Consider the following 14801-nt stretch of genomic DNA (forward strand, 5'->3'; position numbering starts at 1 on the left):
ACGGATCAGTCAGGAGAGCCACTTTTGTGAGCTCCCAGCGCACGGATGCCAGGCGCCTGGGCCCGCACGCGACGAACGAGCCGAGCAGACCGGCCCGGCCGGTGTCGTGCCTAGGCCGGCGTCGCGCTGCTCGCCGGCTCGGCCCGCCGCAGTGCCGGCACCCACGTGAGGGCGGCGCCGCAGGCGTGCAGGCTCGCCGCGAGGAGGATCGCGGTCCGCACGCCCCAGTGCTGGGCGACCGGGCCGGCCACGAGGGCGCCAACCGACGCCGCCGCTCCCCAGCCGATCAGCCGTGCCGCGCTCGAGACGCGGGACAGGAGCTCGTCGGGGATCACCTGCTGCCGCCAGGTCACGACCGAGGTGTACTGCAGCGTGTGGATCCCCACGTAGGACAGCAGGATCGGCACCGCGAGCGCGAACCGGTCGACCGACGCGAGCACGAGGGCCAGCAGCGTCACCACGGGGAGCAGGCGCCGCGTCAGCCGGATGGCGCCGAGCGCGCCCATGGCCCGGGCCAGCACCAAGGACGACAGGAGCGCGCCGAGCCCCCATGCGGCATACAGGAGTCCGAACCTCCACCCCGACGTCCCGATGCCGAGCACCCGGTCGCACCACACCACCGTCACGGCGAGGATGCTTGCGGCACCGGCGGATCCGAAGACCGCGACGATCGTCATGGGCCGCAGCAGAGGATGGCGGGCCAGGTAGGCCAGCCCTTCCCCCACGTCGCGGCCGAGCTGCCGCACTCCCACCCGGCCACCGGGCCGTGACGGTGACAGCGCGCGCGAGATGCCCCGGATCAGCAGGGCGCTCGCGGCAAAGCTGGCGGCGTCGACGATGAGCAGGGTGCCGGGCTCGACCACGGCGAGCAGCAGACCGACGACCGCTGGACCGGCCGCGTCGAAGACCGACACGGTGCCGTAGACCTTGGCGTTCGCCTCCGGCAGCCGCGCCCGCCCCACCAGCGTCGGCAGGGCACCCCAGTTGGCGCCGTCGAAGATCGTTGCGGCAGAAGCGGACAGGAAGGCCGCCACGAGCAGGTGCGCGATCGACAGGTGCCCGAGCAGGTGGGCGACGACGATCGAGCCGATGGCGAGCGCCGCCACGACGTCGGCGCCGACCATGAGCGCGCGCCGGTCGAGCCGGTCCCCGAGGGCCCCTCCGAGCAGCCCGAAGAACACGAAGGGCAGCGTGTCCATCGCGGTCACCACGCCCGTCCAGGTCGCCGACCCGGTGAGGCGATAGACGAGCACCGGCAGGGCGACGTAGGTGATCGCCGAGCCCAGCATGGACACCGCGCGGGACGCCCAGTAGCGGACGAAGTCCGGGTCCCGCCAGAGGCTCTCGGAGGTCATCAGGCGTACGCCGGGCGTCCGGCCCCGGGGCCGGAGCCCCCCGCGGAGGAGCCCGAGTCGGACCCGGTGTGCCAGGACAGGTGCTCGCGCAGCGCGGCCTCCACGAGCCGGCTCAGGCTGACGCCGTCGTCGATCGCGTGGTGCTTGACCTCACGCACCAGCTCGGGGGGCAGGTAGACGTTGAACTGGCTCTTCGTCGTACGGCTCGCTGTCATGCTAGCAACCTACCAGCGCCCTCGATCGCGTCGCGCCGCCCCCGGCTCCACCGTCACCGGCTCCGTGCAGGCGACGACCCTGCACCGGCAGATCGGGGCCACTCCTCGTGGTCATGACCACCAGAAGCAGCCCCGATCTCGGGTCGCCCCAGACCGGTCAACGCGGGAGCTGCTGGGCCACCCCGTCGAGCAGCGCCTCGAGCGCGAACGTGAGCGAGCCCGTGGGGTCGCCGGCATTGGCCGCCGCCGAGCCCACCCGGTCGGCCACCGGGACCCGCAGGTCACCCATGGCCTCCGCGAGCGCGGGGCCCATGCGCTCCCACCACTGCTCGTCGGTCAGGCCGCTGGCCGCGCGCGTGCGCTGCATGCCGATCTGCCAGCGGGCAGCACCCGCGGCGAGATTCGTGATCGAGGAGAGCAGCCGATCCATGGCGACGTCGCTCAGCCCGATCCCGTCCAGGGCCGCCAGCTCCTGGTCGTACTTCACGAGGACCCCGGGCCCCAGCACGGGACGCGCGGGCGTGACGTCGACCGACCACGGGTGGGCCAGCGCGTGCTCGTAGGTGCGACGAGCGATGTGTCGCGCCGCCTCGCGCCAGTCGCCGACGTCGGCGGGCGCGCGCTGCCCGGCATACGTCCGCGCCGCCAGGCGGTCGACCATCAGCTCCACGAGCTCGGCCCGTCCGGGCACGTAGCCGTAGAGCGTCATCGCCCCCACGCCCAGCCGGTCGGCGACGCTGCGCATCGTGACGGCGTCGAGGCCGCTCTCGTCCGCGATCGCCAGGGCCGCGTCGGTGATCGCCGGCACCGAGGTCGCGCCCCGCCCCGGGGGCTGGTCGGACGCCCACAGGAGCGCGAGCAGGGCTGTGGGGTCTCCGGGGCGGGTGGCCTTCCTGGGCATGGGGAACATCCTGGCAGCCCATGGTGTTCGTACGTTGTACGATAAACGTACAACGTACGAAGGAGTGGTCGGCAGCCATGGATCCCACCATCTGCACGCAGGACCTGACCAGGACGTATGACGGAACCGCCGTGGTCGACGGCGTGACCCTCACGGTCCGGCGAGGGCGCGTGTGCGCCCTCCTCGGCCACAACGGCGCCGGCAAGACGACGCTGGTGCGCATGCTCAGCACCCTCACCAGGCCGACGTCGGGCATCGCCAGCATCGCCGGGCACGACGTGGTGACCCAGCCGGACGCCGTCCGCCGGCACACGGCCCTGGTCGGACAGGCCGCCTCGGTCGACGAAAGACTCAGCGGCAGGGACAACCTCGTGCTCTTCGCCCGGCTCCGCGGCCGGGACAAGGCGTCGGCGACCGCCCGCGCCGGCGAGCTGCTCGAGCGGTTCGGCCTGAGCGACGCGGCGGGCCGGCCGGTGCGGACCTACTCCGGCGGGATGCGTCGCAAGCTCGACCTCGCGGCGGCCCTGGTGGACGACCCCACCGTGCTCTTCGTCGACGAGCCCAGCACCGGCCTCGACCCGCGGGCCCGGCGCGACCTGTGGCACGACCTGCGCGCCCTCGCCGACGCGGGCACGACGATCCTGCTCACGACGCAGCACCTCGAGGAGGCCGACGCCCTCGCCGACGACGTCGTCATCCTGCGCCAGGGGCGGGTCGTCGCGGCCGGCACCATCGGCGAGATCCGGCGCCTGGCGGGCGAACCCAGGATGGAGCTGCGCGAACCGAGCCTCGAGGACGTCTATCTCACCCTCACCGCGACGGAGGTGACGGCATGACCAGCCTCGTCCACGAGTCCACCCTGCTGGCCGGGCGCACCGCCCGCCACTGGCGCGCCCAGCCCGGGGCCTTCCTCCTGACCGCCGCCTTCCCGCTGCTGGTCCTGCTGCTCATGACCGGGCTGCTCGGGGGCGCCATCGCCGGCGGAACCCGCTCCTACCTGCAGCTCGCGGTGCCCGGGATCCTTGCGGTCACGATGCTCTTCGGCCTGGAGACGACCATGATCGCGGTGGCCGGCGACGCGGCGACGTCCGTCACGGATCGGTTGCGCTCCTTGCCGATCCGCGCCCTGTCGGTGCTCGGCGGACGCGGCCTGGCGGACGTGGCGGCCTCGGTGATCGGTCTCGCGCTCGTGGTCCTCGGCGGGCTCGCGCTGGGCTGGCGCCCCGGATCCTTCGCCGGCCTGGCCGTCGCGGCGGTCCTGCTGCTGTGGCTGCGCATCGGCCTGCTCTGGGTCGGGATCTACGGTGGGCTCACGGCCCGTGGCCCCGAGTCGGTCGCCGCCGTGCAGATCCTCGTGTGGCCGATCAGCATGCTGTCGACCGCGTACGTCGACCCGACCACCATGCCGACCTGGCTGGGGCTGGTCGCCGAGCTCAACCCCCTGTCGGCCACCGTCACGGCGGTGCGCGAGCTGTGCGGCGCCTCCACGATCGTCGGCTCGACCTGGGCCACGGAGCACGCCATGGTGCTCGCGGTGGTGTGGCCGGCGCTGCTCACGGCGGCCTTCCTGCCCCTGTACGTCCGCACCTATCGCCGCCTGGGGGACTGAGATCGCGTCGCGGCGCAGGAGGTTCGGCATACGGTGAGGACATGCCGTCGCTGATGTCCCGGACCGTCGTGCCGCTCCTCCTGCGCGCGATGCGCGCCAACCGGCCGTTCCTCACCGAGCAGGGCGCCCGGCGGCGCCTGGCGGAGGTGACCACCCGGCCTCAGGCCTATGGCCCACCGCGCCTGCTGCGCAAGGACGTTCGCATCGACGTGGAGCGGGTCGACGGCTGGCCGGTCTACACGATCCGTCCGCGGTCCGGCGAGCCGGTGGGCGGCGTCGTCTACGCCCACGGCGGCGGGTGGTACGGCGAGATCGCCCGCCAGCACTGGGAGCTCACCGCGCAGGTGGCCGCCGAGGCGCAGGTGGCGGTGACCGTGCCGATCTATCCGCTCGTGCCCTACGGGACCGCGGCGCAGGTGGTGCCGGGCTTCGCCGACCTGGTCCTGCGCAGCCAGGAGCGCTGGGGCACCACCGCGCTCGCGGGCGACTCCGCCGGTGGCCAGATCGCGCTGTCGGCGGCGATACTGCTGCGGGACGGGGATGCTCGGATCCTGCCGCGGACGCTCCTGATCGCCCCCGCCCTGGACCTGTCGCTGACGAACCCCGAGATCGACGCGGTGCTCCCCCGCGACCCCTGGCTCGGTCGCGAGGGCACGCGCGTCCACATCGACCTATGGCGCGACGGGCTGCCCCTCGACGACCCGCTGGTCAGCCCGATCGCGGCGGACCTCGCGGGGCTGGGCCCGATCAGCCTGTATGTCGGCACCCGGGACATCCTGTGGCCCGACGCACGGGTGCTGGTCGCCCGGGCGCGCGAGGCGGGCGTCGAGGTCGACCTCCACGAGCGGGAGGGGCTCGTGCACGTCTATCCCCTCACCCCGAGCCCGGAGGGCCGGGCTGCGCGCACGTCGATCGTGTCCACGCTGGCCCGGGCGGTGGCGACCGGAGCGTGACCCCGAGCGCCACCCGGCGACCCCTCCGTCAGCGCAGCGCGATGGGGTTGACCGGGGCGCCGACGGCCCCCGTCACCGGCAACGGCGCTGCCACCAGCAGGAACTCGTAGACGCCGTCTGCCGCGCACGCCTGCGCCAGCGCGTCGAGGTCCCACATCTCGCCGACGAACAGCCCCAGGTTGGGGATCACCACCTGGTGCAGCGGCTGGAAGGACGGCACGTCGAACTCGTTGGGACGCACCTCGAAGCCCCACGTGTCGGTGGCGACGGCCGCGACCTCGCGCCGGCGGATCCACGGCGCGGTGCCGAAGGACAGCCCGGGCGCAGCGCCCCCGGCGTAGTCGCCCCAGCCCTCGCGGCGGGCGCGGGACAGCTGGCCCGTCCGCACCAGCACGAGGTCGCCGCGCCCCACCTGGGAGGTCTCGCCCTGCGCGGCGATCGTCGCCTCCAGGTGGTCCGCCGTGATCGCGAACCCGTCGGGCAGCTCGCCCTGCTCGCCCTCGTCGCCCTCGTCGCCCGGCTCGAGGGCGCGACCCACGTCGAGCAGCACGCCCCGCCCGACGATGCGGTCGGCCGCCGTCTCGATCCCGGTGACCTGGTCGCCGAGCGAGGTCACGACCTCACCGGCCCGGCGGCCGTTCCAGGCGCGACCGTGGTCGAAGATGTGCCCGAGCCCGTCCCACTGCGTCGAGCACTGCAGCGGCATGGCCACCACGTCGTCGGCCCCGCCGATGCCGTGGGGGAAGCCCTGCACCCCCGCCTCGGCGTCGGTCCCGGTGTCGAGCATTGTGTGGACCGGGTTGGTGCGGCGGCGCCAGCCCTTCTGCGGTCCGTCCATGTCGAAGCGCTGCGCGAGGGAGTAGGTCGCGCCCGTGCGGACGAGTCCCGCAGCCCGGCGGCGGGCGTCGTCGTCGATGTGGTTGAGCGTGCCGTGCACGTCGTCCTCGCCCCACCGGCCCCAGTTGGAGCAGGCGGCGACGGCGGCCGCGACGGCGCCCTCGGGGTCGGACCGGTCCCACGTCACGGCGCTCATGCGGAGACCTGCCGGCGGTAGCGGCCCTCGCCGATCTCGTCGAAGGTCTCCTCGATCCAGTCGGCCGTGAAGTCGACGACAAGGGGGAAGTTGTCGAGCCCGATGTGCTCGGCGCCGCCCTCGGCGCGGCTGAAGATGCGCAGCTCGCGCTTGGGGGACGTCGTGGCCTGCTCGTAGGACCGGTGCGCGTAGCGGAGGGGGATCTGCCGGTCCTCCTCGCCGTGGGTGATGAGGAAGGGCACGTCGATCCGCTCGACGACGCCGTCGAGGTTGATGTCGTCGGCGAACTCGATGAACGCGTCGAGGTCCTCGTGGCCCCACACCCACAGGACGTGCTTCCAGTAGTGCGGGACGGGGTTCTCGCCCTCGCGCTCGAGGCGGCGCCGCTGCACCGCGCCCCAGTCGTGGTTGGCGCCCCACGCGACGGCGAGGCAGAAGCGCTTCTCGAACGCCGCCGCCCGCGGCACGTAGTAGCCGCCGAGCGACCATCCGGCGATGCCGATGCGGTCGGGGTCGACGTCGCCCCGCTCCAGCAGGTGGTCGACGCACGCGCCGGCCCAGGCCTCGCTGTCGATGCGCGCGGTGAGGCCCTGCAGCCGGAGCGCCTCACCGGCCCCGGGCTGGTCGACCTGCAGGCAGGAGATGCCCCGCGCCTTGAGCTCGGCGGGGAACCCGGAGGTGTAGATGTGCTCCTTGGTGGAGTCCAGCCCGTTGACCATGACGATGCACGGGGCGCCGGGTCCCGCCGAGGTGAAGTAGGCCGGGATCGTGGTGCCCTCGTAGGGGATCCGGACCGCCGTGGTGTCCGGGTCCATCCGCTCGAAGGCCTTGGTCATGAGGTCGAGCAGGTGACGGTAGGTCACGTTGCGCTCCTCGCCCGCCTCCTGCATCCGCTCGGCCTGGCACAGGTAGACGGCGGCGCGGAGGTACTTGCGGCCGGCCGCCTCGCGCCAGCCCCGCTCCTCGTCCCGCTCGGCCGCTCGCTCCAGGTCCGAGGCGACGGCCGCCCAGGCCTCGAGGAACTCGCGGGTCCCCACGTCCGAGCCCTGCGCGGCGATGTCCCGGATCGGGCGGCAGGCGCGGTCCACCTCGTCGATCAGGCCGCCCGAGTTGAGCGTGGCGACGACGCCCAGGTTCCAGACATAGTTGCCGGGGAAGTACTCGAACATCACGAATCTCCTTCAGGGGTGGACGGGGTGGTGACCGGCCGTATGCCGTTCGCCGCTCTCACAGCACGCTCCCGCGGCCGAACCGCTGCTCGCGGCGGCGCTCCCGCTCGGACTGCGGGACGATCCGCGCGGCGGGGATCGCAGGGGTCTCGTGCCCCCGGGCGATGCGGCTGGTCAACGTGCCGAGACCCTCGACGGTGAGCCGCACCTCGTCGCCGGGCCGCAGCGGTCGGGGCTCCTGGCGTCCTCGGCGACCCCACAGCTCGGCCAGGCAGCCGCCGTTGCCGACCGTGCCGGAGCCGAGCACGTCGCCCGGCACCACGACCGAGTCGCGGCTGGCGTAGGCGACCAGCGAGCCGAAGGTCCACCCCACGTGGTCCAGCAGGTCCTCGCCGACCACCTCGCCGTTGATCTCCACCGTGCAGGCGAGGTCGAGGAAGCCGTCCCCGTCGCGTCGGTGCGCCAGCTCGTCCGCCGTGACGATCCACGGCCCGAGGGTCGACGCGAAGTCCTTGCCCTTGCAGGGCCCCAGGCCGACCTTCATCTCGCGGGACTGCAGGTCCCGGGCGGACCAGTCCGCAAAGATCGTGTAGCCGAAGATGACGGACTCGCCCTCGTCCGGGGTGAGGTCGCTGCCCCTCGTCCCCACGACCGCCGCCACCTCGAGCTCGAGGTCCAGCGCCTGGCTGCCGCCCGGCACCGCCACCTCGTCGCCGTCGCCGAGGATGCGGTGCGGGTTGGTGAAGTAGAACGTGGGCGCGGCATACCACTCCGGCGGCACCCCGCCCTGGCCGTCGACGCTGCGCCGGACCCCGACCACATGCTCCTCGAAGGCCACGAAGTCGCGGATCGTGCTAGGGCGCAAGGGGACCTGGAGCCGCACCTCGGACGGGGGCACCGGCGGCGCCTGCCGCAGCGTTTCCTCGCCGACCGCGAGGGCGTCCTCCAGGCCCATCGCGACGAGCTGCTCGACGGACAGGTCCGGCAGCGGGTGCGCGCCGTCGTCGGTGAGCACGGCGGCGCCGGCGCGGCCGGCATACGTGATCGTGGCGAACCTCATGCGCTCACACCGGGGGCGCGACGAAGGAGCCGCGGTCGACGTCGTTGAAGGACCGCTGGGCGACGAACTCGTTCATCGCGTTGGCCGTGCCCCACTGGTCGGTCACGGTCGGGTCGGAGAAGTCGTAGAGCATGGGGTGCCAGGTGTCCTCGTCGACGATGTCGAGCTCGGTGGTGTACTCCACCGTGTTGCCGTGGGGGTCGAGGAAGTAGCTGAAGGTGTTGTTGCCGGCGAGGTGCCGCCCCGGCCCCCAGATCTTCTCGACGCCGGCGCGCAGCAGCCGGCCCGTGCCGCGCATGTACTCGTCGATGCCGCGCATCTCGAAGGACGCGTGGTGCAGCGCGACGTGCGGCCCCCGGGCGATCGCGAAGCTGTGGTGCCAGTCGTTGATGCGCAGGAACCACATCATCGTGCCCATCCGGGGGTGCATGAGCATGTCCGAGACGCGGAAGCCGAGGTGCTGCTCGTAGAAGCGCACGGTCTCCTCGGGGTTCGGCGAGTTGACCACGACGTGCGAGAGGCGCACCGGGATGGCCTCGCCCTCCTCGACGGCGCGGTGCTCGCGCGTCTGCACGTCGGCGCTGACCTCGACCGTGCGCCCGTCGTTGTCGAAGAACCGGAAGCCGTAGCCCCCGCCCGGGGTCTGCTGCGCGCCGGGCTCGCTGACCAGCCGGACGCCCCGCGAGCCCAGCCGGGCCGCGAGCGCGTCGACGTCCGCCGGGCTCCCCGACCCGAAGGACACGAGGTCCAGCCGCTTGTCCTCGCTGCGGCGCAGGCGGACGGCGTACTGCTCGGGAGAGCCCTCGGCGGCGAGGTAGGCGACGTCCCCGTCGGTGTGCTGCTGTGTGAGTCCCCAGGTGCCGGTGAAGAACTCGCGCTGCCGCTCGAGGTCGGGGACGGCGAGGTCCACGTGGCGCAGGTGGGTGAGCAGACGGTCGGTCATCGGGTCTCCTGGGCGGGTCTGGGTGTCGTATGCCGGTCGCCCGGCGTCATGGCCGGTTGGTGAGCTCGGCGAAGACGCGGTCCATCAGCCCCGGCACGTCGCCCTGCTCGTGGGCCAGCAGCCAGTCCCCCAGCTGCACGGAGGCGTCGACGACCATGCGGGCGCGGGGGCGACGCCGCTCGGCGAAGGCGTCCAGGAGCTGCGGCGTGAGCGCGTCCGCCCCCGTGAGCATCTCGGCGAGCACGGCGGCGTCCTCGAGGGCCATCGCGGCGCCCTGGGCGAGGGTGGGCGGGCAGCTGTGCGCAGCGTCGCCGACCAGGACCACGCGGCCCCGGTGCCAGGCACCGTCCACGACGTGGGTCTCGAACTTGGTGTAGTTGATGCGGCTCGGGTCGGTCATCGTCGCCCTGATGTCGTCCCAGGGGCCGTGGTAGGCGCCCGACAGGTCGACCATGTGCTGCAGCTGCAGCTCCGGGGTCAGCTCGGGGCGGGGCCGGTAGTCCTCGACCAGGTAGGCGTAGAGCGTGTCCTCGCCGGTCGGGCAGTAGCCGGCGATGTAGCTGGGCCCGCCGTAGAACAGGTCGGTGCGGGTCACCGACGCCGGCCGGGGCGCGAACACCCGCCAGATCCCCATGCCGGTGGGGCGGGGCGTCACGTCGATGCCGATCGCCGCGCGGGTCTGGCTGCGGATGCCGTCGGCACCGACCACGAGGTCGTAGCGGTCCGTCGTGCCGTCCGTGAAGGTGACGGTGACGCCCTCGTCGTCCTGCACGAGATCCGTGAACCCCAGCCCGTAGTCGAGCTGCACGCCCGCGTCCCGGGCCGCGCCGACGACGATGCGGGCCAGGTCGGGGCGATACACCGCAGGTGCCGGGCAGGTCGGGTCCTCCGGTGCGGGCGTCGGGGATCTCGGCGACGACCTGCCCCTGCGGACCGGGCGCGCGGATCCCGACGCCGTCGAAGCTGTAGCCGTGCTCGCGGACCTGCTCCCACACGCCGAGGTCGTCGAGCACGCGGAGGGCGTTGCCCTGCAACGTGATCCCGGAGCCGAGCGCCTGGACGCCGTCCTTGGTGTCGATCACGCGGACCGAGACACCGGCCTGCGCGAGGAAGGTGGCGGTGGTGACCCCGGCGACGCCGGCGCCGATGACGAGGACCTTGTGCACAGCGGCCACGACTGCTCCTTTGCTCGACGGGTTGCCGGTCGTCGAACACTGTCCCCCGCGGTCGCCGGGCGGGGAAGGCCAGTCTGGTGATGCCAGGTATGGACGGGGTCTATGGACCGGGTCTATGGACGGGGTCTATCCACCGGCCTGCGCCCGAGGTCTAGGCGCGGCCCGGACGCGGCTCGGTGAGCGAGCCGGCCGCCGGGGTGGACCAGCTCGCGAGCAGCGCGAGCGCCTCGGCGGTCGGCGAGTCCGGCGGCGCGGTGTAGACGTTGAGCCGCTGCCCGGCGTCGCCCGGCAGCTCGAAGGACTCGAAGTCGAGGGTCAGGTCCCCGACGAGCGGGTGGTGCAGGCGCTTGCTCCCGCTGCGGTGGTAGCGCACGTCGTGCGAGGCCCACCGCTGCCTGAATCGCTCGCTGCGCGTGGACAGCTCGCCGATCAGGTCCTGCAGGTCCTTGTCGTAGGGGTCGCGCCCGGCCTCGACCCGCAGGAAGGCGACCGAGTCGTCCAGCACCTTGTCGTAGTCCGTGAAGAACTCCGCCGCAGCGGGATTCAGGAACGCGAACCGCGCGCTGTTGGGGTGGTCGCTCTCGTCATACAGGGGGCTGTAGAGCGCCCGTCCGATCGCGTTGGCGGCGAGCACGTCGAACCGCCCGTTGCGCAGGTAGGCCGGCGCCGGCATGAGGTCGAGCATCCGCTGGATGGTGGGGCGCACCCGCGTGCGGCTGGTCGTGCGCCGAGAGGGCTTGCGGGTGCTGGCCGTTCGCACGAGGCGATAGAGGTGGTCGCGCTCGGCCTCGTCGAGCTGCAGGGCGTGCGCGACGCCCTCGAGGACGCTCTCCGACACGGATCCGACGTTGCCCCGCTCGAGGCGCGTGTAGTACTCGACGCTGATCCCCGCGAGCAGCGCCACCTCCTCGCGTCGTAGGCCCGTCACGCGCCGGTTGGCGCCGTAGATCGGCAGCCCCGCCTGGTCGGGCGTGAGCCGGGCCCGCCGGGTGGCGAGGAAGTCGCGGATGTCGTCCTTGGGATTCACGTCCTCCACCGTAGGTCGCCGCGTCGACCGCCAGGGAGGCCCTGGCGATACCCGTCTCGACCCGCCCTCCCGGGGCGACACCGCCGCGCAGTGGCCGTGCGTCGGCAGCGCCGTGCTCGAGCTCCCGGCCACGCTGGTGGCGCGCTGGGCGCCCGGCGGGTCCGTGGTCGAGGACCTCACCGACGGCCGCTGCCGGCCCGTCGTCGGCGCCTGGTCCTGGGCCGGGGTGGCCGGCCTCTACGTCACCTTCGACACCCAGCTGTATGACGTCCAGCCCCCAGAGCTGGCCGCCGCCCTGCGCCAGGTCGCCGCGCGGTTCGGCGGGGCGCACCTCACCGACGCAGGTGGAGCACCGCCGCCCGCGCCACCTCGCCGATCACCGCGTCGACGCGGTGGTGGATCTGCAGGCTCCGGGAAAAGGTGAGGACCGACGCGGCGTACGCCCGCCCGTCCGGATAGGTGACGTAGCCGACCTCGTGGCGCACGGCGAGCAGGGTCCCCGTCTTGCCTCGCACGTCGAGGTCCGCAGCCGGGAAGCCCGAGGCGAGGCGGTTGCGGACCAGCTGGGCCCCCATGAGGTCGACGACCTCGCGGTCGGCCTGCGACCCGCCGGCCGCGCGGCCATGCATCTCGGCCAGGAAGTGCGTGAGCGCCGCGGTCGTGCCGCTGCTGACGCGTGCGGGGTCGAGCGGGTCCAGGGTCCGCGGATCCGTCCGCAGCAGCGCCGCGTCGTCGAGCCGCTCGCGACGGCGCTGGTCCTCGAGGAGCTCGAAGATCCGTCGCATCGGCGCGCGCAGCCGCAGGTCCGGGAGGCCCAGCCGGGCGAGGGTCTCCTGCACCCGCTCAGCGCCGACGAAGTCCCAGATCGCGTCCGCGGCGCCGTTGTCGCTCAAGGACATCGCGTAGTACGCAGCGTCGCGGGCACTCATCGTGATGGGGTCGCGGAGGCGGCCGGTGCCGACCGGTCCGATCGTGCGGTGGGCCGGGTCGAGGACGAGCGCCGTCGAGGCGTCGAGCTCCCCCTCGTGGTGCAGCGTCAGCAGCACCCAGACGAGGGGCAGCTTCGCGACCGACGCGAGGGGGCGGGGCGTCGACGCGTCCACGTCGACGCCGGCCCCGGTCGTGAGGTCCACAGCGGTGACCGACCCGTCGACCTGCACGGCGTCGAACGCGCTCCGGACCTGCTGCTCGATGGTCATCAGATCCCCCACTGCCCGCGCTCGACGACGGTGGTGGTGTCCGCCAGGGAGTCCTGACCGGCCAGGTCCGCCCACCACCGGGCCACCTCGTCGGTCGCGACCGGGTGCAACCACGGTGCCCCGCACCGCAACACGCTCGTCCGGACCATCTGATCACCGCTCAGCGGGCACCAGATCACCCCAGCGTCGTCGGCCGTCAGCCGCGTCGTGATCAGGTGCAGCGTGCCGAGACGGGCCCGGGTCGTGGCGGTGGCGTGGTCGAGCGAGACGTCGACGCTCTCCGCGGGCAGCCCGAAGCGGTCCAGCAGCTCGAGCAGCCGCTCGCCGTGCTGGGTCGCCACGTCCTCGGGGTCGAGGGCGACGGGCAGGTCACGCAGGTCACTCGGGTGGGCCACGGCGTCGACGTGCCTCAGCCCGGTCACGCCGAGTCGCGCCACGCTGGGGCTCGGCGACGGGTCGGCGGAGGGCAAGCCGGGCGCCCGCGGGCCGGAGGGAGTCGGGCGGGTGAGCGGCGAGCCGGACGCGGGGGATCCGGGTGGCAGCACCGCCGCGTCGACCCCACCGCTGTCGAGGGCCCGCGCCCGGTCTGGGGCCGGCGCGATGACCGGGTCGACGGGGGCGCCCACCCTCCCGGCGAGATCCTCGAGCGCCGGCACCAGCAGGTCTGAGGGAATCCCCGGCGGCAGTGCCACGCGAAGCCGGTCGGGCTGCCCCGGCGTGGCGCCGACGACCTCTCGGAGCTCGTCGAGCGCCTCCAGGATGGCGTGCGCCCGAGGCACGAGGGCGGTGCCCTCCGGGGTCAGCCGCACCGAGCGCGAGGTCCGGCGAAAGAGCGTGACCTGGAGCTCGTCCTCGAGGCGGCGGATGGCCTGGCTCAGCGGGGGCTGAGCGATGCCCAGGCGGTCGGCGGCGCGCGAGAAGTGCAGCTCGTCCGCGACGGTCACGAAGTACCGCAGGTGCCGCACCAGGTCCACGGATCCAGACTACTCGGCTATCAATAACGATTGATAGGCCTATTGGACCTGATGCCCTGACACCTGGTGCGCTGATGACCTGACCACCACCCGGCTCGACGACGAGCCGGCAACCCAGGGGGACGTCATGACGAGGCTCGACCACCGATCGGCCGCGACCAGGGCGGCCGGCCTCGCGCTGTGTGCCCTGACAGCCTCCGTGGCAGCCCTCTCCGCGTGCTCGACGGTCCTGCCGTCGGAGCAGGACCGAGCCCGCGACGCCGTGGAGCGCTTCGCCGCGGGGATGGCGACCGGCCAGGTCGAGACGGAGAGCCTCACCCGCGACAGCCGGGACCGGGCCGCCAGCGAGACGCCGCTGATCCTGGCCGGCCTCGGCGACCGCCGCCCCGGCGTCGCCGTCGTGAGCGTCGAGAGGCCCGTCGGCGACGGCGTCACGCGCCTGGATGCGCAGGTGCGATACACGTGGCAGATCCGGGCCGGGGTCACCCCCGAGACCACGACACCGTGCTCCCAGCGGGCCACCGTCGACGGACGCAGCTTCAAGAACTACGACGACTACCCGGCCGACCGTCTCGGCGACATCAGCCTGCGCACGGCGTTCGCCAGCTCGTGCAACACCAGCCTGATCTCGTTGCGGGACAAGGCGACCCAGCAGAGCCTCGCCGATGCCGCGGTCGCCCTGGGCCTGGGGACCGATCCGGCACTGGGCGTGCCCGCGTCGCTCGGGTCCGTGCCCCGCGAGGCGGTCGGCACCGAGCACGCCGCCTCCCTCATCGGTCAGGGCAAGGTGCAGACCACCCCGCTCGGCATGGCCACCGTGGTCGCGAGCGTCGCCGCCGGCCGCGTCGTGCGGCCCCGCCTGGTCCTGGATGCGCCGGACCCCGCGGGCGACGCACCGCGGCACCCCCTGACCGAGACGGAGGCGTCCGCGCTGCGAGACCTGATGCGCCGCACCACGACCGAGGGCAGCGGCCGGCTCCTCGCGGACGTCCCCGGCGCGCCTGTGCTGTCCAAGACGGGGACGGCGGAGTACGGCAGCGAGGCACCACCGCGCACGCACGCCTGGATGGTGGCGGTCCAGGGCGACCTGGCCGTCGCCGTCTTCGTCGAGGACGGGGCGGGAGGCGCGCACACTGCGGGCCCGGTCCTGGAGCGGTTCCTGGTCGACGTGGGCGCGGCACGATGAGG

15 protein-coding genes and 1 pseudogene are annotated in these 14801 nt (G+C 73.4%); 4 read left to right on the forward strand and 12 right to left on the reverse strand.

The genetic code is table 11. The annotated features are described in order from the left end of the window. Positions 1 to 110 precede the first annotated feature (110 nt). The 3 genes from B2P18_RS17540 to B2P18_RS17550 form a co-directional block, all read right to left on the reverse strand. On the reverse strand, positions 111 to 1355 hold the full coding sequence (locus tag B2P18_RS17540) for an MFS transporter (protein ID WP_286961760.1): 1245 nt from the start codon (positions 1353 to 1355) through the stop codon (positions 111 to 113). Beyond that, positions 1355 to 1570, reverse strand: coding sequence for a CopG family transcriptional regulator (locus B2P18_RS17545; RefSeq protein ID WP_019287396.1), 216 nt, complete (start codon positions 1568 to 1570; stop codon positions 1355 to 1357). The genes B2P18_RS17540 and B2P18_RS17545 overlap by 1 nt, the downstream gene beginning before the upstream one ends. Before the next feature lie 157 nt (positions 1571 to 1727). Then, positions 1728 to 2471, reverse strand: a complete 744-nt coding sequence (locus B2P18_RS17550; protein WP_019287395.1) for a TetR/AcrR family transcriptional regulator — start codon at positions 2469 to 2471, stop codon at positions 1728 to 1730. Between the two features lie 77 nt (positions 2472 to 2548). Here B2P18_RS17550 and B2P18_RS17555 point away from each other — a divergent pair, with 77 nt between their 5' ends. From B2P18_RS17555 to B2P18_RS17565, 3 genes are read left to right on the forward strand one after another with little or no spacing between them, the layout of a single operon-like run. Beyond that, positions 2549 to 3307 (forward strand): ABC transporter ATP-binding protein, encoded by a 759-nt coding sequence (locus tag B2P18_RS17555; RefSeq protein ID WP_286961761.1) that lies wholly within the window; start codon positions 2549 to 2551, stop codon positions 3305 to 3307. Further along, complete coding sequence (locus B2P18_RS17560) at positions 3304 to 4080, forward strand: ABC transporter permease (RefSeq protein ID WP_029210241.1); 777 nt, start codon at positions 3304 to 3306, stop codon at positions 4078 to 4080. Before B2P18_RS17555 ends, B2P18_RS17560 begins: the two co-directional genes overlap by 4 nt. 41 nt (positions 4081 to 4121) lie before the next feature. Then, on the forward strand, positions 4122 to 5033 hold the full coding sequence (locus B2P18_RS17565) for an alpha/beta hydrolase fold domain-containing protein (RefSeq protein ID WP_286960747.1): 912 nt from the start codon (positions 4122 to 4124) through the stop codon (positions 5031 to 5033). A 28-nt stretch (positions 5034 to 5061) separates the two neighbouring features. On the opposite strand, the gene B2P18_RS17570 is transcribed toward B2P18_RS17565, so the two are convergent. The 9 genes and pseudogenes from B2P18_RS17570 to B2P18_RS17605 all read right to left on the reverse strand — a co-directional run bounded on the left by B2P18_RS17570 (position 5062) and on the right by B2P18_RS17605 (position 13613). After that, positions 5062 to 6066 carry a cyclase family protein gene (locus B2P18_RS17570; protein ID WP_286960746.1) on the reverse strand — a complete coding sequence of 335 codons (1005 nt, stop codon included), beginning with the start codon at positions 6064 to 6066 and terminating at the stop codon, positions 5062 to 5064. Further along, on the reverse strand, positions 6063 to 7235 hold the full coding sequence (locus B2P18_RS17575) for an alpha/beta hydrolase family protein (RefSeq protein ID WP_019287391.1): 1173 nt from the start codon (positions 7233 to 7235) through the stop codon (positions 6063 to 6065). The genes B2P18_RS17570 and B2P18_RS17575 overlap by 4 nt, the downstream gene beginning before the upstream one ends. 58 nt (positions 7236 to 7293) lie before the next feature. Next, on the reverse strand, positions 7294 to 8295 hold the full coding sequence (locus B2P18_RS17580; protein ID WP_286961762.1) for a fumarylacetoacetate hydrolase family protein: 1002 nt from the start codon (positions 8293 to 8295) through the stop codon (positions 7294 to 7296). A gap of 4 nt (positions 8296 to 8299) precedes the next feature. Then, positions 8300 to 9238 (reverse strand): VOC family protein, encoded by a 939-nt coding sequence (locus B2P18_RS17585; RefSeq protein ID WP_286960743.1) that lies wholly within the window; start codon positions 9236 to 9238, stop codon positions 8300 to 8302. 46 nt (positions 9239 to 9284) lie between these two features. Next, on the reverse strand, positions 9285 to 10100 hold the full coding sequence (locus B2P18_RS17590; protein ID WP_313536232.1) for an FAD-dependent monooxygenase: 816 nt from the start codon (positions 10098 to 10100) through the stop codon (positions 9285 to 9287). A 124-nt stretch (positions 10101 to 10224) separates the two neighbouring features. Continuing rightward, a pseudogene (locus tag B2P18_RS18805) lies at positions 10225 to 10413 on the reverse strand (FAD-dependent oxidoreductase); the annotation flags it as partial. A gap of 151 nt (positions 10414 to 10564) precedes the next feature. Then, positions 10565 to 11440, reverse strand: coding sequence for a helix-turn-helix transcriptional regulator (locus B2P18_RS17595; protein WP_286960741.1), 876 nt, complete (start codon positions 11438 to 11440; stop codon positions 10565 to 10567). Between the two features lie 332 nt (positions 11441 to 11772). Then, positions 11773 to 12639, reverse strand: a complete 867-nt coding sequence (locus B2P18_RS17600; protein WP_286961763.1) for a serine hydrolase — start codon at positions 12637 to 12639, stop codon at positions 11773 to 11775. Further along, entirely contained in the window at positions 12639 to 13613 is a 975-nt protein-coding gene (locus B2P18_RS17605; RefSeq protein ID WP_286961764.1) for a LysR family transcriptional regulator, read from the reverse strand. Before B2P18_RS17605 ends, B2P18_RS17600 begins: the two co-directional genes overlap by 1 nt. A 127-nt stretch (positions 13614 to 13740) precedes the next feature. Between B2P18_RS17605 and B2P18_RS17610 the strand changes: the two genes are divergently transcribed. Beyond that, positions 13741 to 14799 carry a penicillin-binding transpeptidase domain-containing protein gene (locus B2P18_RS17610; protein WP_286961765.1) on the forward strand — a complete coding sequence of 353 codons (1059 nt, stop codon included), beginning with the start codon at positions 13741 to 13743 and terminating at the stop codon, positions 14797 to 14799. Positions 14800 to 14801: the final 2 nt, after the last annotated feature.

It is taken from the genome of Arsenicicoccus sp. UBA2120 (assembly GCF_002330965.1).
Lineage (GTDB): Bacteria > Actinomycetota > Actinomycetes > Actinomycetales > Dermatophilaceae > Arsenicicoccus > Arsenicicoccus bolidensis.

Bases quoted from the DNA above. Each gene is read 5' to 3' on its own strand.
- B2P18_RS17610 (WP_286961765.1), top strand. From the start codon at position 13,741: ATGACGAGGCTCGACCACCGATCGGCCGCGACCAGGGCGGCCGGCCTC.
- B2P18_RS17560 (WP_029210241.1), top strand. From the start codon at position 3,304: ATGACCAGCCTCGTCCACGAGTCCACCCTGCTGGCCGGGCGCACCGCC.
- B2P18_RS17555 (WP_286961761.1), top strand. From the start codon at position 2,549: ATGGATCCCACCATCTGCACGCAGGACCTGACCAGGACGTATGACGGA.
- B2P18_RS17575 (WP_019287391.1), bottom strand. From the start codon at position 7,235: ATGTTCGAGTACTTCCCCGGCAACTATGTCTGGAACCTGGGCGTCGTC.
- B2P18_RS17585 (WP_286960743.1), bottom strand. From the start codon at position 9,238: ATGACCGACCGTCTGCTCACCCACCTGCGCCACGTGGACCTCGCCGTC.
- B2P18_RS17540 (WP_286961760.1), bottom strand. From the start codon at position 1,355: ATGACCTCCGAGAGCCTCTGGCGGGACCCGGACTTCGTCCGCTACTGG.
- B2P18_RS17580 (WP_286961762.1), bottom strand. From the start codon at position 8,295: ATGAGGTTCGCCACGATCACGTATGCCGGCCGCGCCGGCGCCGCCGTG.
- B2P18_RS17565 (WP_286960747.1), top strand. From the start codon at position 4,122: ATGCCGTCGCTGATGTCCCGGACCGTCGTGCCGCTCCTCCTGCGCGCG.
- B2P18_RS17570 (WP_286960746.1), bottom strand. From the start codon at position 6,066: ATGAGCGCCGTGACGTGGGACCGGTCCGACCCCGAGGGCGCCGTCGCG.
- B2P18_RS17550 (WP_019287395.1), bottom strand. From the start codon at position 2,471: ATGCCCAGGAAGGCCACCCGCCCCGGAGACCCCACAGCCCTGCTCGCG.
- B2P18_RS17545 (WP_019287396.1), bottom strand. From the start codon at position 1,570: ATGACAGCGAGCCGTACGACGAAGAGCCAGTTCAACGTCTACCTGCCC.
- B2P18_RS17600 (WP_286961763.1), bottom strand. From the start codon at position 12,639: ATGACCATCGAGCAGCAGGTCCGGAGCGCGTTCGACGCCGTGCAGGTC.